The organism is Cyanobium sp. BA5m-21 (assembly GCF_024346235.1).
Classification (GTDB): domain Bacteria; phylum Cyanobacteriota; class Cyanobacteriia; order PCC-6307; family Cyanobiaceae; genus Cyanobium_A; species Cyanobium_A usitatum.
The window spans coordinates 1-23,011 of the sequence record NZ_JAGQCO010000029.1 but is presented as its reverse complement, the minus strand read 5'-3'; the positions used below and the strand labels follow the sequence as shown (position 1 = coordinate 23,011).

The window sequence follows — 23,011 nt, the reverse complement described above, 5'->3', positions numbered from 1 at the left end:
AGCTTGGCCAGAAGAAAAGCCCTAAGAGATCAGCACACACTCATTTGGGTTAGACAGGATCACCGCTTCACCGCCATAGCCAATGCTGGCAGCAGTAAGACTGACAGCAGGCTGCCGCCCACCAGAGCTGCTCCCACTTGCGGCGACATCAGCCCGGCCTGTACCTCGAGATAGGCGACAACAATCGGCAAATTGAGTGACTGTGACACCAGCAGCGAAAAGCGCAGTCGTTCGACCAGATCAGGCAGCGCCTGGCGATAAAGCAGCCACTGGGGCAGACCACGTATCAAGAGAATCCCCGCTAAGCAGATCACCGGTCCCCAGGGATGGGCTGCTACAGAGGCGAGGTCCAGCCGAGCACCGGCAACGACGAAGAACAGCGGTACGAATAAACCGTAGGCCGACGCCTCCAGTTGCTTAATCGCAGGAGAGATGTCGGGTTCGGCGATGAAGCGCCTCATCACCAAGCCTGCCAGCACTGTTCCCATCAGGATGTCAACTCCCAACGCCTCCGACAAGGCAATTAGTCCGACCACCAGCAGATACAGCAGCTGGATTGGCGTGGCGGATGCTGAGCCCGCTACGGACTCAAACCAATACCAACATCTTGACTGCCCCATCCGCGCCGGCACCAATGCCAGCAACCACGCCACCACCACCACCAGAGCAACACTGAGCACAGTTGTGATGGGATCGGCAGATCCCAGCAACAGGGCCACGGCCAACACCGGGCCCAGTTGTCCCCAAGTGCCTGCACTAAGCAACAACCGCCCCAGCGGTGAATCCCACTCTCCCGACTCCCGCAGGATCACCAGCAATGTCGATAGGGCGGTCGAACTGAGTGCCACCACCAATGCAACCGGACGTAACCCATCGCCAAGGGGCAGCACCGAGACCAGAAGCACCCCCACAATGAGAGTGGCAAGCCATCCCAAGGCCCCCAGCCGGCCTGGGGTGCCGCTAAGGGTTTTCTGATCAATATTCAGCCCTATTAAGGCGAAGATCAAACCAAGACCTATCTTCGCGAAAAGATCAATCGCTGGATCCTGCTGCACCAAGGCCAGGCCAGAAGGCCCTACAGCAATCCCCCCCAACATCAATAGCGCGACTGTTGGAAGGCGGCCTCCAAACAGTCGAGCTACGAAGGGAGATACAGCAACAATGGCAACGATTGTCAGCAGTCCCTGTAGACCAACACTCATGGGCTGCGGAAAAATTTAACCATCATCCTGCTCCAGCACAGCTGGATCGTTGAGGAGGGGCCTTGCCTTACGTTTGAGGGCAGGCGGGCTGGTGCCGATGTGGTAAACCAGTGATCGGCTGGGGTGGTATTTATCCGGCTGTTACTGCGTCAAGAGCCGGTGATAACAATGAGCCAAGCCCCTCGTCTTGAAAAGCTTGGCCGCTTTCTGTTGCGGGGCCTGCGCATCGGCGCCAGCACCGTGTCGATCGTGGAGTTGCTGCGTAGCGACTGGAATGCTGGCATCAGCGCTGGCGTTGCCTGGCTGGTGTTTCTGCAGGTGGAGCGGCGGCTGCCGCCCCTCAGCCCGGAGACCGAGGACTGATTCGTGCCCCGAGGTTCATCGCTCCGGGCTTTGTTGTGCTCAGACCAGCTTGGTGAGCACGTGCTGCATCACCTCCAATAGTCCATCGGCGAGGGGGCGATGGCTGCCGAGCTTGGCGCTCCAGATCGATCCAGACAGCAGTTCCTCTGGGCTGATCAGACCCAAGTCCTGGCCCTCCAGAAGCTGCAGCTGCTCCAGCGGCACCGATAGCTCGGCCTGAAACACATGGGCCGTTCGGCGGTGGATGTGATGCACCATCACCAGCTCCACCGTCGGGGGCTGCCAGCTGATCTCCTCCAGCAGCTCCCGCCGCAGGGCCTGCTCTGGCGTTTCGCCGGGGTCGAGGTGTCCGCCAAAGAGCCCCCAGCAGCCGGGCGCAACGATGTCGGGGATCTCGTCGCGCAGCTGCATCAGCCAGCGACCATCCCGATGCAGCATCGCCAGGGCGACTTCAACGGCCATGGATCGGCCTCATGCAGAGGCCGACCGGCGCTGCTGCTTGGCGACGAGCGCGGCCCCGCCGGCTGCCAGCACCAAGCCACCGCTGATGGCGAAGAAAACCAAGGTCTGCAGCAGCAAAAGGAAGATTCCAATGGCCGACCCGGTCACGATCTGCACCCTCGCCTTGATCAGCAGGGTGAGCAGCAGCAGCACAGTGGCCTTCAGGGCCAGAACCTTGGCCGTGCTGAATGGCAAAAAGGGATTCAAAAACACATGTTGATCTCGGGTGTACCCATGCTGGCGGACTGATCCCGCAGCGGTGGCTTCATTTGCGGCATTTCAACGGGGTGCTTTCTCCCAATGGAAGGAGTTGCTTTAGGCCATGCCCGTGAGCCAACGTCCCCCCAGTGCAAGGGCGATGGCAAGGGTTGATCCCAGCCCCAGCAAGCGGGGACTTGTGAGCAGCAGCCGCCGCAGGATCACCAAACTCCAAATCAGACCCACCGCAATCACCGCGCTCTGGCAGAAGGCCACCACATGCTGATCGGCACTCCAGCTTGGCCAGAGGGCAGCCGCGGCTCCTTGCCAGGGGAAGGCACTCACCGGCAGCAGCTGGCCGGCCTCGACCATTCCCAAGGGCAAATAGCGAGACAACAACAGGGCCCACACCAGCGGCAAGAGCCCATAGAGCAAGGGTTTCTGCCACCAGCCGGCCACCAAAACAGGCAGCAGCAGCGCAATCAAAGCCACCCCAAACCTGGGCAGCAGGGGACCTGCTTGTAGGGATTCAGGGGCCCATGGCAGCCAACCCAGCCAGCCCTGCCAGTGATGCAAAGCCACACCGCCCAGCAGCACCAAGAGCAAGAGCCGTTCGCCAAAGGGGACGGCCATGCCCTTTTGCAGGTCGGCCGCGGGCGGGCGCAGGCGCAATTTCACAGAGCGGTGCGGACAGGCTTGAACGCAGGTGAGGCAAAGCACGCAATTGCGATTGTCTTCCAGGTGGGCTGGATGGGTCCCCAGGGGGCAGCCTCCCGTGGCCAGGCCTTCCCCTTCCGCTGGTCCGCCTTTGAAGCAGGCATAACTGCTGCAACTGCCGCTGCAGGTGCCCGCCTCGGCCCGCAGCTCCAGCACCGATAACTTGGCCATCAGGCCATTCATGCCCCCCACTGGGCACAAATAGCGACACCAGAAGCGCTTCTCAAACAACAGCGAGCACACCACCGCCCCGCCCGTAATCACGAGCAGCAGACAGCTGCTCAACCAGGCCGTGTCTTCAAGATTGGCCAGCTCCTCCCACAGCAAGATGGCGCCAAAGCCAGCGGCCAACACCGGTGCGGCCCAGCGGTCGGTGTCGCCCCGGGGCCAACGGCGCGGCTGCCAGCCCAGTAAACGGGCGAGCTTCTGGCTGATTTCGCCCCACACCATGAACGGGCAAAAGGAGCACCACAGCCGCCCCACCAGCGGGAAGGTGACAAGAATCACTGGCCACCACCAGGCCCAAAACAGATTCAAGGCACCGTTGTGGGCCCGATCCTGGGGCCCAAGCCACAGGGCCCCATTCACCAGCACAAACAGCCAGCTCACCAAGCCAAACAACAGACCATTCCAGAGCAAAGGGGCTCGCATCCACTCCCTCAGCCGAGGCTTCCAGCCCCAGATGTCGAAGCGCAGGCTGGTGGGCCGGCTTAGTAGCCAAAACACATCTTCCGGCAAGAGATCGGGCAGCTCACCATGAACGGCTGACGCCTTGGCCTGAAGCAGTGCCCGGTTGATCACCACATCCAGTTCCCGCAGGTTGTTGGGGAAGTCGTGGCTTTGGAGACGCTTCACTACGTTGGCGGGCACCTGGGGTGGCTTGGGCCAGCCCAATTGGCGGGCACGGCGCCGCAGGGAGTAACGGATCCAATCCCCCAAGTCTTGGCGGCGCACCCGTAGGGGAGGCACCCGGATTTGGTCGCAGAGACCTTCCAGTTCCGGCACACTGGATTCGGCGGTGAACAGCAACCGGCCTTGAAATGGTTCGCTGCAGCCAGGCCATTGGCCCGTTCGCGCCAGCTCGATCAGTAGGGCTCGCAGCTCGGGAGGGGCGGCATCGAAGCGATCCAGCAGCACGCACCCCTGACCGAGGCACTCCAGCAACGGCGGCCCTTGGCTTGGGGAACCGTGAAACAAATCGCCGCCATCGGCGCGCAGCAGGCTGGTGTCAACGCGAATCAATACATGGCGCCGGTCGCCCGAGCCGAAATGAACGAGCGCAGCCAGGTTGTCCTTCTCCAGCCCAGGCTCGCCACTGATCAGCACAGGCCGCCGCGCAGGATCTTGAGCCGCCTGGGCCAAGGCCGCCCGGAGCTTGACGGCGTAGCGACTTCCCCCAACCACCCCACGCCGGGTTGATCCCACCAGGTAGGGAGCCAGGCGTCGCAGGGCCGGTGCGTCTAGCTCCTGGGTTGGGGAGGTCATGGAGAAGGTGGGCTTGGCGGCGGGGGCCAGGGATGTCCGGTTGCTCTTGGGGCTTCCAGTTCCGCTTCAGCATTACCACCAGCGGCTGCTGATCGCTGAATGACCTGGGGATAAAACACAACTAGCTGTCCCCTTTGGTCTGAAGACCCGTATCAAGACCGTATAGAAACCGTAGCGATGGTGGCCGCTTGCTCAGTGCGGGTTGTGCAACAGCGATGGAAACCCAAGAGACGGATCAGAGCAGCTGCTCATCGCTGAGCTCGCCGCTGACGTAGCGATGTAAGACGCTGCTGATAAGGGTTTGGTAAGGCATACCCAGCCGCAGCGCCCTGACGCGCAAGGCCTCTAGGTCAGTACCGGAAAGCCGGATATTGATTCGTTGGTCCTTCTGGCCGGTGACCTGGGCTGACTCTCTGAGCTGATTGAGCAGATCAGGAGTAGCAATTGAACGCAGCGCGCCCAACTCCACAGCTTCTAGGAGCTCACGCTCGTCTTGATCGAGTGAGTCGTTGCTAGGGGGAAGGTGGCTTTGCATCGTCATGTCGTGTCTTGACGGAGGTAATCGAGTGTGGCTTTGCGGCTGGGAATGATCGTTTTGAGAAAGAGGTGGTCGTCGTCTTCCACGTATGGGACGAGGTAGACATATTGATTCACCTCAACAACAAGGATGCGCTGGCTTGGATATTGCTCTGGATTGGGGTGGGCCAACACATCGAGCAAGCCTCCAGTTTCGATGGCCACCACAACAGCCTCGAAGTGGATGGACCGCTGGGCACCGAGCTGCTGGTTTTTATCACTGCTCCAGCGAAAGGGCTTCATGAGCGCAGTTTAGGTTCTCTGTCTGCCGTTTGTCATCAAGCAGCACTGAGCTGCTGCGGCAAGAGCTAGCAGCCGAGTGCCCTGGTGGATGGAGCCTGATCACCGATCTCTCCACCCGACCTTGTCGGCACTGTTACCCCGCCTGCAGCTGTTGCATGACTGCTGGCGCAACCTGCCTGGAGTGAGTTGCGCTCCAATGCCCCTTTCCCAAAGCTCGATGGAACTTCATTCGCGCCCTCAGTCAGCTCTGCCAAGGGAGCCTATGCTTGGCAATTGGGATTTTAGCAAAGTGAATAAGGAAGAAATCTTGCATGACTACAAGCAAAAGCCTGGTGCGTTTATTCCTGAACTCGTGGCCTTGGATGATCTTGTGGACATTTTTCTAAACAACCCTGGCTTCCACTCAAGCTTCGAGGACTTTATGGACGAATGGCAAGAAGAGGATAATGCTGTAGAATGTGAATTCTAAATCATAACCAATTTCATATGGATATCCCTCCTCAAGAACTTAATCCAAAGTGGTTTAAGAGTCACCTGCTTGATCGCTCGGTTGAGCTTCAAGAGCTTTATGAGTTGCCTCAAGGTGAGCTAGATCTAGTAATGGCAGAGGCTGCCGAGCTCAGGACTGATGTGGTCAATCGCGACCGCAACCATGGCAAGTGGTGCACCGCCGGCTATTTCCTGGAATTGGCGAAGATCATTAGTGAACGGCGATTCGCTCAGCTTGTTCAGAAGTAAGGCCGCACGGCGCCGCACCAACCACCTTCACGTGCCGTTACAGTTGCCGTAACAAACTGAAACATGCATGACTGAGCCCGCTCCCCGCTTTGGCTTTGTCGTCTTCGCCGAAACCTGGAACGGTCGCCTGGCCATGCTTGGCTTCGTGATCGGCCTGGGCACCGAGCTACTTACCGGCCAGGGCATTTTTTCCCAGATCGGGCTCGGTTGATCAGTGCCCTTGTGCTGCAGCCAAATATCGCCGACTGACGCCAGCGCTTCCGTTTCGTTTCACACCACCCAGGAGATCCCCATGACCAACACTCCCGCCAACGACAAGCTGCTCGATACCAGCGCCGAACAGCTGACCCTGGTGGCGCAGCTCAAGCGAGCTGAACTGTTTAACGGCCGCGCCGCCATGCTCGGCATCGTGATCGGCATCGTGGTGGAAGGCCTCACCGGCTTTGGCATCGCCCACCAAATCGGCCTCGGCGCCCTTGTGGATGGCTACGCCGCCTGCCGCACCCAGTTCCTGCCCTTCTGCTTCTGAGCCCCTGCTCGGCTTGTACGCCATTGGCTTTCCGTAACTCGGGTGCTGGGCAGCGTCTAGGTTCCGGAGGGCGGCCTGCGAGCCGACTCGATCAGTAGGTTCTGGAGTAGCTCTTTGCTGCTGATCAGCAGGTGGGCCAGCCAGGTGCCCGTCAATCGGGGTTCGGCTACCCGATCGCCCCTGCAATGGCTGATGGCCTGCTCGATCTCGGCCAGCTCGCGAGCGATGTTGCGCACCATCGCTTCTGTGGTCTCGCGGGGGCTGGGCCGGAAAGGAATTTGCATCGGCTCCACTCTGCCCCCGGGCAGGTGCTGGGGTGGCATCTAGCAGCGCACCGGCACCACCTGCATGCCGACCGGTGCCAGTGCGATCAGCGCCAGCTTGATGTGCTGGATCCCGAAGGGAATGCCGATGATCGTCACGAAGCAGGCCACTGCAGAGGTGAGGTGGCCGATCGCTAGCCACCAGCCCGCCACCAGAAACCAGATCACGTTGCCGATCAGCCCCAGCGGTCCGGTGCCGAAATCCATCCGTCCGGTGAGCTCACGCCTGCTCACGGCCTCATTTCCAAACGGCCAGAAGGAGTAGTTGCCGATCACAAAGCAGGCCCGGGCCCAGGGAAGGCCGACGATCGTGATCGCCGCCACAAGACCGGCCAGCCACCAACCGAGGCCCATCACCACCCCGCCGAGCACGAACCAGAGAACGTTGAGCAAAAAGCGCAGCATCAGATCTTCCACGGTGCTCCCAGCCTGGCAAAAGGGAGATGGGAGCGCAGCCGTGATGGGTGATGTCCTCCTTCTTCTTCTTCTTTTCAACCCCTGCTTCCCAGCCCCCTGCAGCAGCGGTCAGGCATCCGTTGTGCCTCTCCATCACTGTTTGAGTAACTTGCAAAAGCTGAGCCGACGTTCGTAGCAGCCATGCCTGACGGAAGACCATCCCATGTAGTCGTCATCGGAGCTGGATGGGCTGGTTGGGGCGCAGCCAAGGCGCTCTGTGAAGCGGGTATTCGTGTCACCTTGATTGATGGGATGTCCGATCCAACAGGCATTCAACCAATCACCACCAAAAGCGGCAAACCTTTCGAGGCAGGCACCAGAGGTTTTTGGAAAGACTATCCAAATATCAATGCACTCACAGATGAACTCGGCGCTGGCGATATCTTCACTGACTTCACAACCAGTGCCTTCTGGTCGCCAGATGGCTTAGAAGCAACAGCGCCTGTCTTTGGAGAGGCACCCCAATGGCCAAGTCCGCTTGGCCAGATGGTGGCAACAATCACTAACTTCACGCGACTACCCATTCAAGACAGGCTCAGTATTGCAGGGCTTCTTTATGCGATGCTGGACCTTTATCGTAGCGATAAGATTTTCCAGCAGTACGACGATCTCGATGCGCAATCACTCTTTGTCAAGCTTGGCATCAGCGATCGGCTCATCAATGAGTTCTTGCGCCCCACCTTGCTGGTTGGCTTGTTCAAGCCGCCCGAAGAGCTTTCGGCCGCGGTCACCATGGAGCTCCTTTATTACTACGCCCTGGCCCACCAAGACTCATTTGATGTCTGTTGGATCAAGTCGAAAAGTATCGCTGAACATTTGTTTGCACCTCTGAGTAGAAGGCTGATCTCCCGCCATCATCTGCAGGTCCTTGGTGGAACGTTGGTGAGACGGGTGAATGTGTCGTCTGACTCGCAGCGCGTCAGCTCGGTTGAGCTTCAGAACATGGCAACCAAAACAGTTCAGGTGATTGACGACGTAGATGCCGTGGTCTTGGCGGTTGGTGCAAAAGGGCTCAAGTCTCTGATGGCTCAATCCCCAGAACTCAGCAAGGCAGCACCAGAGCTTGTTAGCGCTGCTTCGCTTGGCTCCATCGATGTCGTTTCAGCACGTCTTTGGTTGGATCGTTATGTTCCAATCGCTTACCCAGCCAACGTGTTTTCCCGCTTCGAATCACTGAAGGGCTCTGGAGGCACTTTTTTCATGCTGGATCAGTTGCATATGGATGCGCAACAGGCTCTCTGGGGTGATGGGCAGCCCCAGGGCTCGGTGGTCGCCAGCGACTTTTACAACGCATCGGCTATCGCAGCGATGAGTGATCAAGAGATCATTGACCTGCTTACGCGTGACCTGCTCCCCATCGCTCATCCCGAATTCACCAATGCCAGGGTGGTGGATTCCGAGGTGCGGCGCTATCCAGGCTCGGTGTCGCTCTTTTCTCCGGGCAGTTTCAGAAAACGGCCACCTTTGGAAACCTCAGTGCAGTCGATCGTCTGCGCTGGCGACTGGGTGCGAATGGGCGACAAAGAACATGGAGCCAAGGGTCTGTGTCAGGAACGAGCCTATGTGTGCGGGCTGGAGGCTGGGAACTCCTTGATCAGACGCAAGATTGTCAACGGTGCCGATCACTCCCATTCCATTCTCCCTATTCGGGCAGACGAGCCACAAGTCGTTCTAGGCCGTGCTCTCAACAAGCTCGTGATGGATCCAATCGAAGCCCTTGGTCTGAAACTGCCGTGGTTCAACTCCTAACGAGTGCTGGACTGACGGCCGAGTTCATTCAGTGCTGAGGCTTGCGGTCTTGTCGTTCAAGCACCGCCAAAAAGACGTCCACGCCATCAACCTCCTGGATCTACGCGACAGCTTGGTTGGTTTGATTAACGGTGAGGATCAACAGGCGCTTTTCGTCCACCACCCGTTGCCAAGTACATCGGTCTGTCAATGCAAATAAATAGATTCTCAATGCTCCGCTCATTTGGTGCCAGAAACACAAGCGTGGTTGGTACCGGCCCACTGCAGGGCTGCACTGAAGTCCACTCCTCGCAGGAAGGGATGTTGGCATCTGATTGGGATTGCTACGGCGCATCCGATAGCTGGGAGTAAATGGAGCTAGCGGATCAGTTTTTAGCAGCATCCGCGGATTTGGCGCCTCCGCAGTCTTGCCAGCTGGAGAGTAGGCAAGCCAGCTCGGATTTCATTATTTGCAGCATTTGGATGCGCGAGTCAATTGAGGCCATGTTAGTTGAGATACTATCCTTTATCACCGAACAATTGCATATGCCTGCGCGGCGCACTTCAAGAATGCGGGCCAACTCGCTGATCGGCACATCCATAGACCGTAAAGCCCGAATGATTTCCAATTCTACAAGACTTTCGAGACTGAATAGACGGTATTTGCCCTCAGATCGGGCCGTATGCAGTAAACCTTGATCGCAATAAAAGCGAATCGTTTTCACCGAAAAGCCGGAGATCTTGGCTATCTCGCCAATCCGAAGACCAGGAGCGTCTTGAGCTGCGGCAAGGGGCAGGGGCGCCATTAGTCAACCCTCCATCCAGTGGATAGATGCAACTCTACCCAAGGACCCGAGTGAAAAGCGCTCATGTCTCCATCAGCCAGCTCTTACTGGAGATAAGTGTTAGGATGTAAATAAGTATTTTCTGCCCCCTCCGGCTGAATCCCATGACGATGAGTTCCCTGAAGATTGCCGCGATGGGAATCGGAGCCATTGCGGCTCCATTCCTGCTGGCTGGAGCGTGCAACGCAGGCCAAAAGGACGTACCGACTCTCTACCCAACAAAGGCGGAAGCTGAAACCGCTGCCAAGCTGCATTTCAATTGCACCGGAGCCCACCGCATGGGTACCCAGTGGATGCCGTGCGCCACACACGGTGGGTCCCAGCCTTCCAAGCCCAGTGGATCCCAGCACTGAATTCTACAAGTGAATTAATTCACTGCTCGCCATCTAATTGATATGTCCCAATGCGGCGATAAACCGAAGCTGCTCGCCATAGGCGTAGCTCCCTTGGGCATCGTTTCGATCGGAATCGTGCCGATGGGGGTAGTGAGCATTGGTGTGGTGCCCATGGGGGTAGTGAGCGTTGGCGTAGTTGGAATGGGCATTATTAATGCCTGCGTGGTTGGCATGGGAGTGCTGATGGCAGGCATCAATGTCATGGGTATCTGGACATTCAGCCCAAGCAACAGCCGCCAACACCACAGCAGTCGACCAGTCCAGGAAAACATCATGGCCTACCCCAGCAAGGTGTTGGCTCTAGAAAAAGCCCAGGAGCTTGGCTGCAATGGCGTTCATGCCATGGGATCGCTATGGATGCCATGCGCTGAGTATGCGCATCCAAAACACTGCTGAATCAGCCTGTTGAAGCAACTCTTCTTATCCATCACAATTATCATCAACGAAGGTCCATGGCCCCGATTCTTAGCCTCATTCTTATCGGCACCAGCTCACTCGCTGGCCTATCCCAAGACTATTCCTCTGAATTTATTCGTTTCAATACCCATGCTTCCGAGTTGCTAGCCTGCGGCGGCGGCGGCTCAGGCTCCTATCGCAAACCCCCGAAGCCCGGCCATGCGAAACCTGGGGATTCGGCACATCAGAGGGGGACCCAGCCAACTAGCACCGACATTAAGCCAGTCCAAACAAACATAAATTCAAGCCAAACCTGAATTCAGCACAAGAACAAGGGCCCCGGCAGTTAATTGCCGGGGCTTTTAATTTTAAAACTAGAATTTAAATGTCGTTTTGACTAGAGCCCCAATCGAACTGAAGCCTTGCCCCACGGGCGTTCTTTGCCCCATCGGCCGGCTAAGATAAAATAGGGCAGGTGTAATGCTGATCTTATCAGTGACTTGGAACTTATACCAACCTTCCAAGGCATAATTACCATCTTCTGGGTTTACACCGCCAGTCAGTGATGTGGCAAAAACAGCCTGTCCGACTGCAAAGCCAAAGTCATTGCCTTTGGCGAACACATCAGTCCACTGCAGTCCAACCATCCAGGATTGGCTAACGCTGGGCCTGCCAACCGTTTGTACCCCATAGGTTGTGGTGTTGATCCCCCAGCCCAGGCTCACGGAAGGTATCCAGCCACTTTCGAGTGGCTGCCAAAATGCACTTACGCCGAACGCATTGGTTTCAGCACCAACTGCTTCCCCGTGGTCGATGGAGCTATGAACAGTTGGAGTGGTGCCTGGTACAAACTGGGTGAGCGGTTGCACATAGGACCATATCGCAGCCAGGCCCCATTGTTCTTGTTGATAACCGACTTGCACACTAGCGGTGCCACCAGACTCAGACGTGAAGAGCCCTTTTGTTGAATCCGAGCCAAGGGCTGAAACATAGTTTGCACTTACGCTCCAGCCATTGTTTTGCCACCACAGGCCAGCTCCGGGGCCAAGATTCTTGCTATAGGCAGCTGGAGCACCATTAACGGTAAAGAGGTTTAAAATGGTGTCAGCAGGGTAGACGCTGGGCCAAAGCGCCAGCATGTCTTCCTGCCCCACACGGGCCCCCACCGTGGCTGTGAATTGCTTGCCGATGGGGAATTGGTAAAATAGCTTGTCAATGCCGACAATATTTGGGCCAGCATCCTCTTCAAAGGCAACCTCTAATTCGGCGGAATTGCCAATGCCGTGGGGCTCTCCACCAAAGGCGCTTCTGCCAAAATTGCCAGCACGAAGATTAGTACGAAGTAAGTCTTTTCCGGTGAAGCTTGTATCTAAAGTCAGCTGAAGATCGTAGTTAAATGTGACATTCTCGGCGACCCCATTGACCGGGGTCCGGGGGGCGCGTTGGCTTACCGTATTTGCCGCCGAATTGTATGCACTACCGTTGTACCCCACTCCTCCTACGACAAACGTCGCAAGGCCCGAAAGCTTGGTGGTAGTGGAGAACTGCTGGGCTTCCAATGTGCCCACCTTGGCCTCGAGGCCGTCAACACGGCCCTTGAGCACGGCGAGTTCCTTTTTAAACTCTTCCATCAGCCGTTGCAGCTCGTCGGTCACCTCGGTGACGCGATCGAGGCAGGCATTCAGTAGAGCAGCCGCTTCATAGCGGGTCATCGCCTGCCCACCCTTGTAGCTGCCGTTGGGGTAGCCCGCCACGCATCCGTATTTCTCCACCAGGTTGGAAAGTGCCTGGTATGCCCAGTCGGTAGGCCTTACGTCGGAGAACTGGTTGACACTGGTGACCTGATTGCTAGAGCGCCAGGCCTTGAGCTCGTCAATTTCTTGCTGCTCCATGTAGCCGTTGATGGAATCACGACTATTCAGTGAGGCCAGCTCATTGGCCGATGCGGGTGCAAGGGCACCAAAGGGCAGCAAGGGCGTAGCGGCCAGTAGCAATGACGAGCAAGCGAAGCGAAGTGACGACATTTAATACAACAAATCTGGAAGCTTGATGCTTGAGCCAACCCAAACAACGGCGTTGATTTAAAACCAAGATGCCGCCGCCAGAAAGCCCAAAATCAGCAAGATGCGTCGATTATGCCTCAACACTCCCTTGAACGTGACTCACTGGAGAGTTGTGTCAGTATTTCCTGGCTCCACTCGGCTTGTGCGTTTCCTGTCTCTGCTGTGGTGGATTTATAGCCAGGCGGGTAATCCCTGATGCGTTGCACCATCGCCTGCTGGTTATCCCGACCAAAGGAGCCAATGACGATAGCATTGCTATCAACGCTGTGATGGAGCCATGCCTGATCTATTGGTGCGCGGCGTCGATGACGACCTGGTCCAGGCGCTCAAGAAGCGGGCCGGGGCCCATGGCCGCAGCCAGGAAGCGGAACTGCGGGCGATCCTTGCAGCTGCTCTGCTGAGCCCACCGCGGCGCAATTTGGCGGAATTACTGGCTGCCATGCCGGATGTTGGGGTGGACGCCGATTTCCAGCGCCAGGACGATCAAGCGGCTGCTGCTGATGTTTTTGATTGACACCAACGTGATCAGCGAAGCCCGCAAGGGCCGCCGCGCTGATGCGGGTGTGCAGGACTTCTGGTCAACTGCTGCACGCGACAACACCCCGCTGTTTATGGCTGCCATCACCATTGGTGAGCTGCGCCGTGGGGTGGAGTTGATTCGCCACCGGGGGGATCAACCCCAAGCCAAGCTGCTGGAACAGTGGCTAGCTGAGGTGTTGCAGACCTACGGCGATCGGGTGCTGGACCTTGATGGCGATGCGGCCCAGATCTGGGGGCGACTGCGGGTGCCCAATCCTCACAAAGCCATCGACAAACAGATCGCTGCCATCGCCCTCCTCCACGACCTCACCGTGGTGACGCGCAACGTCGATGACTTCGCTGGCTGCGGGGTGCGCCTGCTCAATCCGTTTCAGCCTGTGCCGTGATGCACCCCCCTCTGCCCCCGGGCAGGGCCACAGCCGCTGGGCCTCAAGGCCTGGCTTGGGGTGGTGTTGCATCGCTGGCATCCAACCTGGTAGCAGTCTTAATTTGGGGAATCTTCCAGACCGATCCCCTTCTTGGCGCAGGACATCCTGATCATCCTGCTGTTGATCGTGGCCAACGGTCTGTTCTCCGGCGCTGAAATCGCAATCATTTCGGCACGCCGTTATCGGCTAGAACAACTCTCCGAGAAGGGAGACCGCTCAGCCCGGGTGGCGCTGAGACTGGCCGAATCGCCTAATCAGTTTCTGTCCACGGTTCAGATCGGCATCACCTTGATCGGCATCCTCACCGGTGCGGTCGGTGGTGCCACCGTTGCTCGCCAGCTCGATTCCCTGCTGGAGCGCCTGCCTGTGCTGGCGCATTACAGCGAAGGGCTGAGCTTTGCGCTGGTGGTGGCCGTGATCACCTACTTATCGGTGGTAGTCGGCGAGCTGGTGCCCAAGCGCCTGGCCCTGGCCAATCCAGAGCGCCTGGCCTGCGCTATTGCACCCAGCATGCGCTGGCTGTCGCGGGCCAGCGGTCCGGTTGTCCATCTGCTCAGCAATTCGACCGAAGCCCTGATGAAGCTGCTGGGGGTTTCCACCACCAGCGAACCAGACATCACCGAAGACGAGATCAAGGCGATGATTCGTCAGGGTGCTGATTCGGGCGTGTTCGAAGAGGTCGAGCACGACATGGTGCAGCGGGTGCTGCGCCTTGGTGATCGCACCATCAAGACGTTGATGACCCCCCGCACTGACATCTGCTGGCTCGATGTCGAGGAGTCGCTGGAAACGAGCCTGCAGGGCATCCTCGAGAGCACCCATTCCCGTTTTCCGGTGGCCAGGGGCAACCTCGATGACTGCCTGGGGGTGGTGCGGGTCCGCACCCTGTTATCGGCAAAGATCACCGGCCAGTCGATCAACCTCGAAGAACTGATGCAGCCGCCACTGTTCATGGCCGAAAGCACCCGGGCTCTATCTGTTCTCGAGCAATTCAAGCGCACTGGTATTCACATTGCCCTGGTCACCGATGAGTTCGGCGGGATCGAGGGTCTTGTCACTCTCAATGACCTAATGGAGGGCATCGTTGGCGACCTGCCCTCGGTTGAAGATAGAGACGGACCCATGGTGGTGATCCGCGAAGACGGATCGTTGCTTGTCGACGGCGGCCTGGATCTCGACGCTTTTGCTGAGCTGATCGACCAGGACATCTTCCGCATTGATCAGAAGTGCCGATATCACACCCTGGCCGGGTTTGTGATGCATGTGCTCGAGCGCATCCCCCGCGAAGCCGACCATTTCGAGTGGCAGGGCTACCGCTTCGAGGTGGTGGATATGGATGGCAAGCGGGTCGACAAGCTGCTGGTCTCGCCCATCAACAGGGATACCCCCAGGGTGATTTCCCCTTCTCCATAGGCTGCTCACTCCAGGTGATGCACCGCATGCACCACCACGCCAAAGAGGCCTGAGCGATCAAAGACCTCCAGGTCCAAAGGAATTGCTGCCTCTCCTGGCCGCACCGGTTCAAGCAACCACTGCTCCCCCTGACGCAGTAGCGGCCGCATCAAGAAGCTGCCCTGGTGGGCAACGACAACGACATTGCCGGAGCGGGGCTCAACGCTGCGGTCGATCACCATCAGGTCGCCGTCCTTGATTCCGTGCTGGCGCATGCCATTGCCGCTGACCCGCATGTAGAAGGTGCAAACCGGGTTGGGAATCAGGGCGGCATGGAGATCCAAGCCCTCACCCAAAGAACCCTTGCAGTAGGGCACAGGCTCGCCAATGGGCAGATCGGACAACATCGAGACCTCAGCAGTAGTGCAGCCGTTCTACTGCTGGTGAGGTGGGCTGGCCCCCGGCGTCGCAATCCGCATCGAGGCACCGAAGGAGCTGCTCACTCCTCTTCTGTGCTGCCCAAAGGGATGAGCTTGATCTGCTTACGACCCAGCTTGATCTCGAACTCATCGCCTGGCTTGAGGTCGAGCAGGGCGGTGTAGGCCTTGCCCACCATGAGATTGCCGTTGAACTGGATCTTGGTCACGAAGCTGAGGCTGCGGCCACCCTTGCCACGGCCGGTGGTATCGGCACCAAGGCTTACCCCCTTAGCACCGAGCAGGGCCTCATAGAACGCGGTGAAGTTGAGGCGCTCGCCGCCGTCTTTCTTGGTGCTCACATAGCCGCACTCACGCACGAGATCTGACTTGGAGACATCGCCCAGCTCCTTGACCTTGGCGAGCAGTTCTGAACCGGTAATCATTTGATACTTGCGTGGTACCCAGAACATAACAAACCCACGTGCTGTGTCAATTCACTAAATCAATAGCCAAGCCTTTGCTTCTACTGGTTCCAGAGGCAACCAATAGCGCAGCTTCGCGATATTGCAAAAGGTGCGCGATATTGCAAAAGGTGATTGTCAGCGCAGGGATTCGCAGGCTTCTCCATCGCCATTGCCATCGAGATAGCTGTGCCCCTGGCGCAGCAGGTCCTGGGCTTTGGCATAGGAGCTGATCTCGCTGCAGCGCTAGCGGCGTCCGCGGCGGAAGTCCCAGGGCCGGGTGATGCCGCCCTCCACCTGCCAGACCCCATATCGGCGCCGGCTGGCACGGTATTCGGCGTCCAGATACTCCTGGGCATTACACCCACTGAGGTACTGGCGGTAGGCGAAGGCTTGGCCGTCTTCCACCATCGCCAGGTTGATGTTGATTTCTGCGATCACCTCCGCTACCGAGCGGCCATAGCGATCGGTGGTTTTGACCTCGAGCCTGATCTCCCGGCCGACAGGGAGCCGCTGCTGCAGGTAGCTGCGGGCCTGCTGGCCATACGTGCCTTGTGCCGTTTCCGGGGCGTCAATGCAGGCCAGCCTCACTGTCATGGCTTTGCTGGCCTGGCGGACGCGGATGGTGTCGCCATCGCCAATGGAGAGCACCATGGCCGTAACGCCCTGACCAGAGACACCAGCCGGCCAGGCAAGAGCCGTCAACGCCGCCACAACCAGCAATACCTTGCTTGCCATCGCTGGAGTTTGCACGGGCATCCTTTCCATTGGGCCTATGCATGGCCGCTGCGCCAGCCTGGAGCTCTGAACCAGCTCCCTCCACGGTGGGAGTTCCGGCCACTGGCCTGAGCTGGAGCGATGAGCACACCTGGATCGTCCAGCACTGATCCCTCCTGCTGCGAGCCCAGGGGCAAGACGATGCCTAGCCGCAGGCTTCTGCGAAGCAGCAAGGCCGGGATCAGCTCTCCAGACCCGTTTCTAGTTCCAACCCGGCTCGGCTGAGGTTCCAGCGGTAGATGGCGCTGGCCTCGGCGGAGCGGGCCACCTGGAGGTTGCGCTGGGCGATCAACAGTTCCGTGAGTGGGGAGAGGCCGGCTCGATACCGGAGCAGTGAATCCTGCACCGAACGCTCGCCGGCGGTGATGGCCGCCCGTGCGGCCCTGGTTTGGGACGCGGCTGCCCGGTGGGTGGCGAACCAGGTTTCCACGCTTTGGATGATGGCTTGCTGGGCCTGCTGGACGGTGATCTCCGTCTGGGCGGCGCGGCGCTGGGCCAGGGCGATCGACTCGCGTGTAAGACCGCCGTCATAGAGGGGCTGGCGCACGGTGATGGCGGCGCCCCAGTCGGTGAAGCTGCCGGAGGCACTGCTACTAGTGCTGACGGACGGCAAGGTCACGCTGGAACCATTGCTGGCGCTGATGTTGGGGGTGGCGCTCTGGTTTGGAATATCTAGCCAATTACCGCTGACGCCCCCACCCACCAGTAACCCCACGCTGGGCAGCCGGCCGGCCCGGGCCAGCTGCACTCTGGCGCGTTGGGCCTGCTGCAGCTGGATCAGACTTTCCAGGGCGGGGCGCTGCTCAAGGGCCTGGTTGATGCTGTCGCTCAGGCTGGGACTCCAGGCTGGATCGGGCTGGAGTGGATCGCCGGCTTCGACGCGCGTTTCGGCCGGAAGATTCAGCACCCGGGCCAGCGCACTCAGGGCGATGTCGTACTGGGCCTGAGCCTCGGCCAGCCCCTGGAGGTCGGTCTGCAGCAGGGCTTCCGCCTGAAAGGTGTCAATGCGAGGAGCCAGGCCTACACGCCGGATCGCGTTGACGTCGCTCAACACCCGCCGCGAAACCGACAGGGAGCTTTCCCAGACCGGGATCTGGGCGGCGCTCAGCTGGGCGGCGAGATAGCGGCTGAGGATGTCAAAGCGGGACCGCCGCTGCTGCTCCGCTTGCGCGGCGCGGGCCGCCTGCAGATCGGCCTGGGCCGCCTGCTGCAGAGGCCCCCGACCGAAATCCACCAAGGGCATGGTCAGGATCAGGCCCAGATTCACAAAGGTGTTGTTGATCAGGGCCGAACTGTCGGCACCGAGATTGAGGTTGAGATCGCCGATGGTGGGCAGGTTGGAGATGAAGCCGACGTCGGTCTTCACCTGGGCAAAGGTGCCCAGGGCCACCAGATCGAGTTTAGGTCGAAACCGGGAGCGGGCCAGGCCAACCAATGCCTGGTTTTCCTCCACCGTCAGCTCCTGACTGCGCAGGCTGAGGGAGCCGCCCAGGCCCAGCTCGAGAGCCTGCGCCCGGCTGAGCACCAGGGGAGGGGTGGCTGCCAGAACCCCCTGGCCCGGCGCCAGGCCGAGGATCACCGCTGCGAGCGCACTCATCCAGCGGGATCGCCGACGCAAAGCTGCAACAGGAAGAATTACGGGTACGGTAAGGCCACTTCCTCAGTGGCAGCGCAGCAGGGCGGCATGGCAGCAATGGACCGGGCGCTGAGCCTGCTGCCGATGGCTCTGGTGACGGCGATCAGTGGAGCCTGGGCCCTCTCGCCGAGCGTGGCCGTGAAGGTGGAGGGCAGTGCGGTGCTGCTGCAACCCGACAGCCGCGTCGGGTTTTACGCCCGATCGGCAGGCCAGGTGCAGGCCTTGCCCAGGCGGGTTGGCGATGCCGTGCGTCAAGGCGAGCTGCTGGCCACCTTGAATCGGGTGGACCAGGCGGCGCCGGGCGCTGGTGCGGTGGGTGCGAACCCCGATGCCCTGGTGCGGCAGGGGCAGGCCATCGTCCGTCAGCAGCAGGCGATCCGGGCCCAGATCGCTACCCTGCGCACCACCAACCAGCCGGTGCAGAAGCAGTTGCAGGCGCTCGAAACCCTGCGCCGCGATGAGGTGATCCCCCGGTACAGCCCGCTGTGGGTGGGAGCCCAGGACCTCTACCTGCGCAACCAGAGCCAGATCAAGGCCCTGGAGGGCCAGCTGGCCCAGCTCGATGCCAATCGGGCCGAACTGGAGGGGCAGGAGGATGCCCAAGCGGTGCTGGCACCGCGCGCTGGCTTGCTGTTGAGCCTGGCGGTCAGCCCTGGACAGGCGGTGCTGCCGGGCCAGCGGCTGGGCACCCTGGGCCCCGGGCCGCTGCAGGCCCGGCGTCCGCGGCTGGTCACGGCGCTGTTCAGCGATGCCGATGCGGTGCGCCTGCGGCTCGGCGAGTCGATCCAGCTGGATCCCCTGCTGCAGACCCGCGAGCGCTATGGAGGCACGGCTGAGCGCTACGGATCGCTGGAGGGAAAAATTGTGGCAATCTCGCCCGCCACCGCCGATTTAGCGGAGGTGAGCCGGGTGGTGGGGGATCCGGAGGTGGCGATGAGCCTGATTGCCCGCAGCCGCCAGGCGGCCTTTGGTGAGGGCGGTGACCCCCTGGCCACCGCCGCCGACAAGATCAGCTCGCCGGTGCAACTGGTCACCGTGGAATTGGAGCCGGCTGACAACCCGAGCGGCCTGCGCTGGAGCAGCGGCCGGGGGCCCGATCTACCGTTGGAGAACGGCACGCCCGCGCGGGCCAAGGTGGAGGTGGAGCGGCGCTCCCTGGTGAGCTTTGTGTTGCCGTTCCTGCGCTGGCTGGGGGGTGCGGAGCGATGAATAACCGTGAGCGTTGGTTGAGCCCCTGGCGTCAGCCTGCCCCCTGGATTGCGCTGCTGCTGCTGGTGATCGCCGCCATCAGCTCGCCGCCGCGGCTGTGGTTCTGGGTGGCGCTGCTGCTGGTGGTGTTGCTAGTGGGCTGGGCCAGGGCGTTGCGTTCCCCCCGCTCCTGAATGGTGCAGTTGCGCGGGGCCCTGGTGATCGCTCTGGCGGTTGGGCTGACCAGTGCCGTAGGCGATGGCATCAACCTCAGCGGTGAGGCCATCGCCTACGGCGCGGTGATCGCGGCAGTGATCGTGCGATCCGATTTCAGCCGTTGGCCCCTGGCGATCTACCCGGTGCTGCTGGTGGTGGTCGGTTTTTGCATGGCGATCGGCGTTGTGCTGGGGCTCGCCCTGAGTGCGGTGCCCCAGGTGTTTTTATTTGGGCTGGTGGCGGCGTTGATGCAGCTGTTCGCCCTGCTGCTGCCGGGGAAATTGCGGATGCTCTCGGGCGTTGTGGCGGTGGCGGGCGTGCTGCCGCTGCTGAGCAGCGCACCCAGCTGGAGTGACTGGGGCCAGGAGTTGCTGGCGATTGCCCTGGGCATGGCGATCGGCACGGCGCTGCAGCTGGCCTTCTCCCCTGCCGTGATCCCCGCCTCTGAGAGCCCCGCAGCGGGCCCCGCCCCAGAACCGGCTGAGCCGCCTCTGGCGGAGCGGGTGATGGCAGGCCTGCGGTCGCCGTTCTTCTGGCGCAAGCTCGTGTTTGCCAGCCTGGCCCTGGCCATCGGCCAGGGGGTGGGCGCGACCACCCCGAAATATCTCTATTTCGGGGTGGTGCTGTTGCTGAACGACAGCATCGGCGACACCCTCGGCCGGGTGCGCGACCGGATGGTGGGTGTGTCGTTCGGCATTCTGATGCCGTTGTTGGTGTTCAACACCCTGGGGATCGGGGCGATGCAGAACGGCCTGGTGATGGGCGGCACGGCTGCGTTGGTGATGGCGTTGAACAAGGCGAGTTATCTGCGCACGGCGTTGATCTCCAGCGGGGTGGCGTTTGTGGGCTACGGGCCGCTGGTGGCTTGGTATATCCCGAACCGCTGGATTGATTACCTGATGGGCTGTGGTCTGGCGCTGGCCGTGGGGCTGCTGCTGTTTCCCAACAGTGCGCTGCGTCGCTACAACCAACTCAGGGCAGATCCGGCCGCCAGCAGCGAGCAGCTGCAACGGCTGCTGCCGGCGGCGCGGGAGGAAGCGCGCTGGCTCGGGGTGCCCTTGGCTGAGCCGCTCCCACCAGCGTTATCGGCCAAGGATTCTGCCTGATGGAGCGCATCCCGTTGCTGCAGCGCCATCGCCGGCTTGCGGCTGCCGTTGCCCTGGGCGTGCTGGCCGCGGCCGCACCGGCTTGGGGCCAGGGCCGGCAACCCCAGGCCCCTGGAATGTGCCTGGGGTTGCCGGCGCAGCTGGGCATCGCGGTGGGCATGCTGATCCTCACCTCCCTGATTCACACGCTGGTGACGGTGATCCAGGCGGAGTGCACCCACCGGCAACGGCTCGACGCCTGGTGTGCGCCGCGCAGCCGGCGGCGTCTGTTGATGATTCTGGCCATGGCCCTGCTCACCGCCCTAGCGCTGTGGGTGGAAATCCTGCTCTGGGCCCTGCTGTATCAGGGGCTTGGCTTGTTTTCGGGGTTGGAGGGCAGCCTCTATTTCTCCGGCATCACCTTCACCACGGTTGGCTATGGCGACATGACCCTGCCGGCATGCTGGCGCCTGCTCAGCGTTGCCGAGGCGGTGAATGGGGTGTTGATGGCGGGCTGGAGCACGGCCCAGCTGGTGTATGTGGTGCAGCGGATTATCACGATGCGGCTGGAAGTGGAGGGGCGCCTGCCCAGCCCGTCTAGATCCCAAGGTGGTGCGCCGGATTAAGCGCAGCCACCGGCATGACGATCTACGTGCTCAGCGGTCTGTTCTTCAGAGCTTTGCTTGCGGTGCCTTAGCCCTGCTCCCAGCGGAAGCCTTGATCTTCCCAGGCTTTCGGATCTTCGATCGGCTCGAGATGAGTGAACACATGCGTGCGGGTCAAGGTGGCCGCCACCTTGTGCTCCAACTGATCGCAGAGGTCGTGGCCTGCCTGCACGCTCCAGTGACCAGGCACGAGCACGTGGAATGACACGAAGCGACGGGAACCAGCCACGCGGGTGCGCAGCGCATGGAATTTGATCTCGTCTGTTTCACAGCTGGCCAGCAGATCTTCGAGAACCTGTTGCTCGGGATCGGACAGGGAGCGATCCAGCAGGCCGGAGGCGGTTTCGTGAAACAGCTTCCAGCCAGTGACGACGATGTTCAGCGCCACGGCGATCGCAATCAGGGGGTCGAGAATCGTCAGGCCGGTGAGCTTCACCAGGCCGATGCCCAGAACCACACCGAGGGAGGTCCAGACGTCGGTGAGCAGATGGTGGGCATCGGCGCGCAGGGTGATCGAATCAAAGCGCCGCGAGGCTTTCAACAGCACCCAGGCCACCAGACCATTCAGCGCGGTTGCCAGCAGGGAAATGACCAGGCCGATGCCCAGCTGCTCCAGCGGTTGGGGCTGCTGCAGGCGGCCAATGGCGGTGTGCATGATGGCGAGAGCTGCCACCACGATCAGCACACTTTCCAGGCCGCTGGAGAAGTATTCAGCCTTGAAGTGGCCGTAGGGGTGGCTGCGATCGGCAGGTTTGGCCGCGAGGGTGAGCGCCCAGATCGCGCCAAGGGCTGCGACCAGGTTCACGCCCGACTCCATCGCATCGGAGAGCAGGCCCACCGACCCGGTCAGGCGCCAGGCCAGCGTTTTCAGCACGATCGTCGCGACCGCTGCTGCCGTCGACAGCAGCATGTATTGGCGGGGGGACGCGAAGACCATGGGCGCGGGAAGTGCTCTCTCAGCTAAGCCAGTGTTGGTGATGGCGGACCAGACTGCTTGTCGTGGCGGCGACGGAAGGCGGTTTCCGATTGGATCAGCCTTTTGCCTACTCGAGCGCTAGTAGGCCAAGGCAATAGGGAAGGCCACCTCCGGCGCCCAGGCCCGCTGACGCACCAGGTCGCCACTCCAGCCCTCATAAAGCTCCCCAGATGACGTTCAACACAATTCAAAGAGCAGCAGGTCTGCTCCACCTGACCCTGCAGTGAAGCCCTCCAGCTTGCCGGCGTCGTAGCCCAGACCATCACCCTGCTGCAGGGGATGGCCATTGGCCTCCCCTGCCCCATCAATCAGCTGGATCCAGCCCTGGCGGCCTGTCCCAATGGCCAGGCTGAGCGTCTCGCCTGCACCTGGCTGAGCCCGCCAGAGGCGCACCGGCCGGTGGATCGCCATGGCGCCATCGGCCTGCTCGGGATCCAGCAGGGGAGTCCAGCCGGGACCGATGGCGAAGG

General features: G+C 60.5%; 31 protein-coding genes and 1 pseudogene. 15 read left to right on the top strand and 17 right to left on the bottom strand.

The genetic code is table 11. From position 1 onward, the window contains the following. Window positions 1-59 precede the first annotated feature (59 nt). On the bottom strand, window positions 60-1,202 hold the full coding sequence (locus tag KBY72_RS09790) for a cation:proton antiporter (protein ID WP_254961173.1): 1,143 nt from the start codon (window positions 1,200-1,202) through the stop codon (window positions 60-62). A 168-nt stretch (window positions 1,203-1,370) separates the two neighbouring features. On the opposite strand from KBY72_RS09790, the gene KBY72_RS09785 reads away from it, so the two are divergent. Next, the gene (locus KBY72_RS09785; RefSeq protein WP_254961174.1) at window positions 1,371-1,565 is read left to right on the top strand and encodes a hypothetical protein; all 195 of its coding nucleotides are present in this window, start codon (window positions 1,371-1,373) and stop codon (window positions 1,563-1,565) included. A gap of 39 nt (window positions 1,566-1,604) precedes the next feature. Here KBY72_RS09785 and KBY72_RS09780 read toward each other — a convergent pair whose 3' ends face one another. The 5 genes from KBY72_RS09780 to KBY72_RS09760 all read right to left on the bottom strand — a co-directional run bounded on the left by KBY72_RS09780 (window position 1,605) and on the right by KBY72_RS09760 (window position 5,285). Next, window positions 1,605-2,027 (bottom strand): NUDIX hydrolase, encoded by a 423-nt coding sequence (locus KBY72_RS09780; RefSeq protein WP_254961176.1) that lies wholly within the window; start codon window positions 2,025-2,027, stop codon window positions 1,605-1,607. A gap of 9 nt (window positions 2,028-2,036) precedes the next feature. Then, window positions 2,037-2,279, bottom strand: a complete 243-nt coding sequence (locus KBY72_RS09775; protein WP_254961177.1) for a hypothetical protein — start codon at window positions 2,277-2,279, stop codon at window positions 2,037-2,039. 102 nt (window positions 2,280-2,381) lie between these two features. Further along, window positions 2,382-4,466, bottom strand: coding sequence for a 4Fe-4S binding protein (locus tag KBY72_RS09770; RefSeq protein ID WP_254993478.1), 2,085 nt, complete (start codon window positions 4,464-4,466; stop codon window positions 2,382-2,384). A 235-nt stretch (window positions 4,467-4,701) separates the two neighbouring features. Then, a complete protein-coding gene (locus KBY72_RS09765; protein ID WP_254961179.1) occupies window positions 4,702-5,007 on the bottom strand; it encodes a hypothetical protein in 306 nt (101 codons plus the stop codon). Then, window positions 5,004-5,285, bottom strand: coding sequence for a PQQ-dependent sugar dehydrogenase (locus KBY72_RS09760; protein WP_254961180.1), 282 nt, complete (start codon window positions 5,283-5,285; stop codon window positions 5,004-5,006). The genes KBY72_RS09765 and KBY72_RS09760 overlap by 4 nt, the downstream gene beginning before the upstream one ends. Window positions 5,286-5,406: 121 nt before the next feature. Between KBY72_RS09760 and KBY72_RS09755 the strand changes: the two genes are divergently transcribed. The 4 genes from KBY72_RS09755 to KBY72_RS09740 all read left to right on the top strand — a co-directional run bounded on the left by KBY72_RS09755 (window position 5,407) and on the right by KBY72_RS09740 (window position 6,552). Beyond that, complete coding sequence (locus tag KBY72_RS09755) at window positions 5,407-5,754, top strand: hypothetical protein (RefSeq protein WP_254993476.1); 348 nt, start codon at window positions 5,407-5,409, stop codon at window positions 5,752-5,754. Window positions 5,755-5,771: 17 nt separating this feature from the next. Further along, window positions 5,772-6,023, top strand: a complete 252-nt coding sequence (locus tag KBY72_RS09750) for a hypothetical protein (RefSeq protein ID WP_254961183.1) — start codon at window positions 5,772-5,774, stop codon at window positions 6,021-6,023. A 67-nt stretch (window positions 6,024-6,090) separates the two neighbouring features. Further along, a complete protein-coding gene (locus tag KBY72_RS09745) occupies window positions 6,091-6,234 on the top strand; it encodes a high light inducible protein (protein ID WP_254961184.1) in 144 nt (47 codons plus the stop codon). Between the two features lie 81 nt (window positions 6,235-6,315). Beyond that, window positions 6,316-6,552, top strand: coding sequence for a chlorophyll a/b-binding protein (locus KBY72_RS09740; protein WP_254961185.1), 237 nt, complete (start codon window positions 6,316-6,318; stop codon window positions 6,550-6,552). A gap of 56 nt (window positions 6,553-6,608) precedes the next feature. Here the strand turns inward: KBY72_RS09740 and KBY72_RS09735 are convergent, their stop codons facing one another. Both KBY72_RS09735 and KBY72_RS09730 read right to left on the bottom strand, forming a co-directional pair. Then, window positions 6,609-6,836: a hypothetical protein gene (locus tag KBY72_RS09735; protein WP_254961186.1), complete on the bottom strand. Its 228-nt coding sequence runs from the start codon at window positions 6,834-6,836 to the stop codon at window positions 6,609-6,611. 39 nt (window positions 6,837-6,875) lie between these two features. After that, a complete protein-coding gene (locus KBY72_RS09730; protein ID WP_254961187.1) occupies window positions 6,876-7,280 on the bottom strand; it encodes a YccF domain-containing protein in 405 nt (134 codons plus the stop codon). Window positions 7,281-7,472: 192 nt separating this feature from the next. Here KBY72_RS09730 and KBY72_RS09725 point away from each other — a divergent pair, with 192 nt between their 5' ends. Then, the gene (locus KBY72_RS09725) at window positions 7,473-9,080 is read left to right on the top strand and encodes an FAD-dependent oxidoreductase (protein WP_254993475.1); all 1,608 of its coding nucleotides are present in this window, start codon (window positions 7,473-7,475) and stop codon (window positions 9,078-9,080) included. 365 nt (window positions 9,081-9,445) lie between these two features. On the opposite strand, the gene KBY72_RS09720 is transcribed toward KBY72_RS09725, so the two are convergent. Next, the gene (locus KBY72_RS09720) at window positions 9,446-9,865 is read right to left on the bottom strand and encodes a MerR family transcriptional regulator (RefSeq protein ID WP_254961189.1); all 420 of its coding nucleotides are present in this window, start codon (window positions 9,863-9,865) and stop codon (window positions 9,446-9,448) included. Between the two features lie 143 nt (window positions 9,866-10,008). Here KBY72_RS09720 and KBY72_RS09715 point away from each other — a divergent pair, with 143 nt between their 5' ends. Continuing rightward, window positions 10,009-10,257: a DUF3721 domain-containing protein gene (locus KBY72_RS09715; RefSeq protein WP_315859537.1), complete on the top strand. Its 249-nt coding sequence runs from the start codon at window positions 10,009-10,011 to the stop codon at window positions 10,255-10,257. 42 nt (window positions 10,258-10,299) lie between these two features. Further along, window positions 10,300-10,695, top strand: a complete 396-nt coding sequence (locus KBY72_RS09710; RefSeq protein WP_254932515.1) for a DUF3721 domain-containing protein — start codon at window positions 10,300-10,302, stop codon at window positions 10,693-10,695. A 374-nt stretch (window positions 10,696-11,069) separates the two neighbouring features. On the opposite strand, the gene KBY72_RS09705 is transcribed toward KBY72_RS09710, so the two are convergent. After that, window positions 11,070-12,719: an iron uptake porin gene (locus tag KBY72_RS09705; RefSeq protein WP_409995490.1), complete on the bottom strand. Its 1,650-nt coding sequence runs from the start codon at window positions 12,717-12,719 to the stop codon at window positions 11,070-11,072. A gap of 316 nt (window positions 12,720-13,035) precedes the next feature. Here KBY72_RS09705 and KBY72_RS09700 point away from each other — a divergent pair, with 316 nt between their 5' ends. From KBY72_RS09700 to KBY72_RS09690, 3 genes are all read left to right on the top strand, one after another. After that, window positions 13,036-13,272 carry a FitA-like ribbon-helix-helix domain-containing protein gene (locus KBY72_RS09700; RefSeq protein WP_254961191.1) on the top strand — a complete coding sequence of 79 codons (237 nt, stop codon included), beginning with the start codon at window positions 13,036-13,038 and terminating at the stop codon, window positions 13,270-13,272. Further along, a complete protein-coding gene (locus KBY72_RS09695; protein ID WP_254961192.1) occupies window positions 13,259-13,684 on the top strand; it encodes a type II toxin-antitoxin system VapC family toxin in 426 nt (141 codons plus the stop codon). The genes KBY72_RS09700 and KBY72_RS09695 overlap by 14 nt, the downstream gene beginning before the upstream one ends. A 132-nt stretch (window positions 13,685-13,816) precedes the next feature. After that, a complete protein-coding gene (locus KBY72_RS09690) occupies window positions 13,817-15,139 on the top strand; it encodes a hemolysin family protein (protein ID WP_254961193.1) in 1,323 nt (440 codons plus the stop codon). A 5-nt stretch (window positions 15,140-15,144) separates the two neighbouring features. Here the strand turns inward: KBY72_RS09690 and KBY72_RS09685 are convergent, their stop codons facing one another. The 5 genes from KBY72_RS09685 to KBY72_RS09665 all read right to left on the bottom strand — a co-directional run bounded on the left by KBY72_RS09685 (window position 15,145) and on the right by KBY72_RS09665 (window position 18,372). Beyond that, on the bottom strand, window positions 15,145-15,525 hold the full coding sequence (locus KBY72_RS09685; RefSeq protein ID WP_254961194.1) for a LexA family protein: 381 nt from the start codon (window positions 15,523-15,525) through the stop codon (window positions 15,145-15,147). 92 nt (window positions 15,526-15,617) lie between these two features. Continuing rightward, entirely contained in the window at window positions 15,618-15,980 is a 363-nt protein-coding gene (locus KBY72_RS09680) for an AbrB family transcriptional regulator (RefSeq protein ID WP_254961212.1), read from the bottom strand. A 156-nt stretch (window positions 15,981-16,136) separates the two neighbouring features. Further along, window positions 16,137-16,232 (bottom strand): excalibur calcium-binding domain-containing protein, encoded by a 96-nt coding sequence (locus KBY72_RS09675; protein ID WP_254931854.1) that lies wholly within the window; start codon window positions 16,230-16,232, stop codon window positions 16,137-16,139. A gap of 12 nt (window positions 16,233-16,244) precedes the next feature. Further along, the gene (locus KBY72_RS09670) at window positions 16,245-16,757 is read right to left on the bottom strand and encodes a thermonuclease family protein (protein WP_254993474.1); all 513 of its coding nucleotides are present in this window, start codon (window positions 16,755-16,757) and stop codon (window positions 16,245-16,247) included. A gap of 199 nt (window positions 16,758-16,956) precedes the next feature. Continuing rightward, window positions 16,957-18,372 carry a TolC family protein gene (locus KBY72_RS09665; RefSeq protein ID WP_254931846.1) on the bottom strand — a complete coding sequence of 472 codons (1,416 nt, stop codon included), beginning with the start codon at window positions 18,370-18,372 and terminating at the stop codon, window positions 16,957-16,959. 66 nt (window positions 18,373-18,438) lie between these two features. On the opposite strand from KBY72_RS09665, the gene KBY72_RS09660 reads away from it, so the two are divergent. From KBY72_RS09660 to KBY72_RS09645, 4 genes are read left to right on the top strand one after another with little or no spacing between them, the layout of a single operon-like run. Further along, complete coding sequence (locus tag KBY72_RS09660) at window positions 18,439-19,620, top strand: HlyD family efflux transporter periplasmic adaptor subunit (RefSeq protein WP_254961195.1); 1,182 nt, start codon at window positions 18,439-18,441, stop codon at window positions 19,618-19,620. Next, entirely contained in the window at window positions 19,617-19,793 is a 177-nt protein-coding gene (locus KBY72_RS09655) for a hypothetical protein (protein WP_254961196.1), read from the top strand. Before KBY72_RS09660 ends, KBY72_RS09655 begins: the two co-directional genes overlap by 4 nt. After that, window positions 19,794-20,921, top strand: a complete 1,128-nt coding sequence (locus tag KBY72_RS09650; protein ID WP_254961197.1) for an FUSC family protein — start codon at window positions 19,794-19,796, stop codon at window positions 20,919-20,921. Beyond that, window positions 20,921-21,526, top strand: coding sequence for a potassium channel family protein (locus KBY72_RS09645; protein WP_254961198.1), 606 nt, complete (start codon window positions 20,921-20,923; stop codon window positions 21,524-21,526). Before KBY72_RS09650 ends, KBY72_RS09645 begins: the two co-directional genes overlap by 1 nt. A 67-nt stretch (window positions 21,527-21,593) precedes the next feature. On the opposite strand, the gene KBY72_RS09640 is transcribed toward KBY72_RS09645, so the two are convergent. Both KBY72_RS09640 and KBY72_RS09635 read right to left on the bottom strand, forming a co-directional pair. Further along, entirely contained in the window at window positions 21,594-22,502 is a 909-nt protein-coding gene (locus KBY72_RS09640) for a cation diffusion facilitator family transporter (RefSeq protein WP_254993473.1), read from the bottom strand. A gap of 216 nt (window positions 22,503-22,718) precedes the next feature. Beyond that, a pseudogene (locus tag KBY72_RS09635) lies at window positions 22,719-23,011 on the bottom strand (pirin family protein); the annotation flags it as partial.

Bases quoted from the DNA above. Each gene is read 5' to 3' on its own strand.
- KBY72_RS09790 (WP_254961173.1), bottom strand. From the start codon at position 1,202: ATGAGTGTTGGTCTACAGGGACTGCTGACAATCGTTGCCATTGTTGCT.
- KBY72_RS09785 (WP_254961174.1), top strand. From the start codon at position 1,371: ATGAGCCAAGCCCCTCGTCTTGAAAAGCTTGGCCGCTTTCTGTTGCGG.
- KBY72_RS09780 (WP_254961176.1), bottom strand. From the start codon at position 2,027: ATGGCCGTTGAAGTCGCCCTGGCGATGCTGCATCGGGATGGTCGCTGG.
- KBY72_RS09770 (WP_254993478.1), bottom strand. From the start codon at position 4,466: ATGACCTCCCCAACCCAGGAGCTAGACGCACCGGCCCTGCGACGCCTG.
- KBY72_RS09765 (WP_254961179.1), bottom strand. From the start codon at position 5,007: ATGACGATGCAAAGCCACCTTCCCCCTAGCAACGACTCACTCGATCAA.
- KBY72_RS09760 (WP_254961180.1), bottom strand. From the start codon at position 5,285: ATGAAGCCCTTTCGCTGGAGCAGTGATAAAAACCAGCAGCTCGGTGCC.
- KBY72_RS09750 (WP_254961183.1), top strand. From the start codon at position 5,772: ATGGATATCCCTCCTCAAGAACTTAATCCAAAGTGGTTTAAGAGTCAC.
- KBY72_RS09745 (WP_254961184.1), top strand. From the start codon at position 6,091: ATGACTGAGCCCGCTCCCCGCTTTGGCTTTGTCGTCTTCGCCGAAACC.
- KBY72_RS09740 (WP_254961185.1), top strand. From the start codon at position 6,316: ATGACCAACACTCCCGCCAACGACAAGCTGCTCGATACCAGCGCCGAA.
- KBY72_RS09735 (WP_254961186.1), bottom strand. From the start codon at position 6,836: ATGCAAATTCCTTTCCGGCCCAGCCCCCGCGAGACCACAGAAGCGATG.
- KBY72_RS09730 (WP_254961187.1), bottom strand. From the start codon at position 7,280: ATGCTGCGCTTTTTGCTCAACGTTCTCTGGTTCGTGCTCGGCGGGGTG.
- KBY72_RS09725 (WP_254993475.1), top strand. From the start codon at position 7,473: ATGCCTGACGGAAGACCATCCCATGTAGTCGTCATCGGAGCTGGATGG.
- KBY72_RS09720 (WP_254961189.1), bottom strand. From the start codon at position 9,865: ATGGCGCCCCTGCCCCTTGCCGCAGCTCAAGACGCTCCTGGTCTTCGG.
- KBY72_RS09715 (WP_315859537.1), top strand. From the start codon at position 10,009: ATGACGATGAGTTCCCTGAAGATTGCCGCGATGGGAATCGGAGCCATT.
- KBY72_RS09710 (WP_254932515.1), top strand. From the start codon at position 10,300: ATGTCCCAATGCGGCGATAAACCGAAGCTGCTCGCCATAGGCGTAGCT.
- KBY72_RS09705 (WP_409995490.1), bottom strand. From the start codon at position 12,719: ATGTCGTCACTTCGCTTCGCTTGCTCGTCATTGCTACTGGCCGCTACG.
- KBY72_RS09700 (WP_254961191.1), top strand. From the start codon at position 13,036: ATGCCTGATCTATTGGTGCGCGGCGTCGATGACGACCTGGTCCAGGCG.
- KBY72_RS09695 (WP_254961192.1), top strand. From the start codon at position 13,259: ATGTTTTTGATTGACACCAACGTGATCAGCGAAGCCCGCAAGGGCCGC.
- KBY72_RS09685 (WP_254961194.1), bottom strand. From the start codon at position 15,525: ATGTTGTCCGATCTGCCCATTGGCGAGCCTGTGCCCTACTGCAAGGGT.
- KBY72_RS09680 (WP_254961212.1), bottom strand. From the start codon at position 15,980: ATGATTACCGGTTCAGAACTGCTCGCCAAGGTCAAGGAGCTGGGCGAT.
- KBY72_RS09670 (WP_254993474.1), bottom strand. From the start codon at position 16,757: ATGCCCGTGCAAACTCCAGCGATGGCAAGCAAGGTATTGCTGGTTGTG.
- KBY72_RS09665 (WP_254931846.1), bottom strand. From the start codon at position 18,372: ATGAGTGCGCTCGCAGCGGTGATCCTCGGCCTGGCGCCGGGCCAGGGG.
- KBY72_RS09655 (WP_254961196.1), top strand. From the start codon at position 19,617: ATGAATAACCGTGAGCGTTGGTTGAGCCCCTGGCGTCAGCCTGCCCCC.
- KBY72_RS09650 (WP_254961197.1), top strand. From the start codon at position 19,794: ATGGTGCAGTTGCGCGGGGCCCTGGTGATCGCTCTGGCGGTTGGGCTG.
- KBY72_RS09645 (WP_254961198.1), top strand. From the start codon at position 20,921: ATGGAGCGCATCCCGTTGCTGCAGCGCCATCGCCGGCTTGCGGCTGCC.
- KBY72_RS09640 (WP_254993473.1), bottom strand. From the start codon at position 22,502: ATGGTCTTCGCGTCCCCCCGCCAATACATGCTGCTGTCGACGGCAGCA.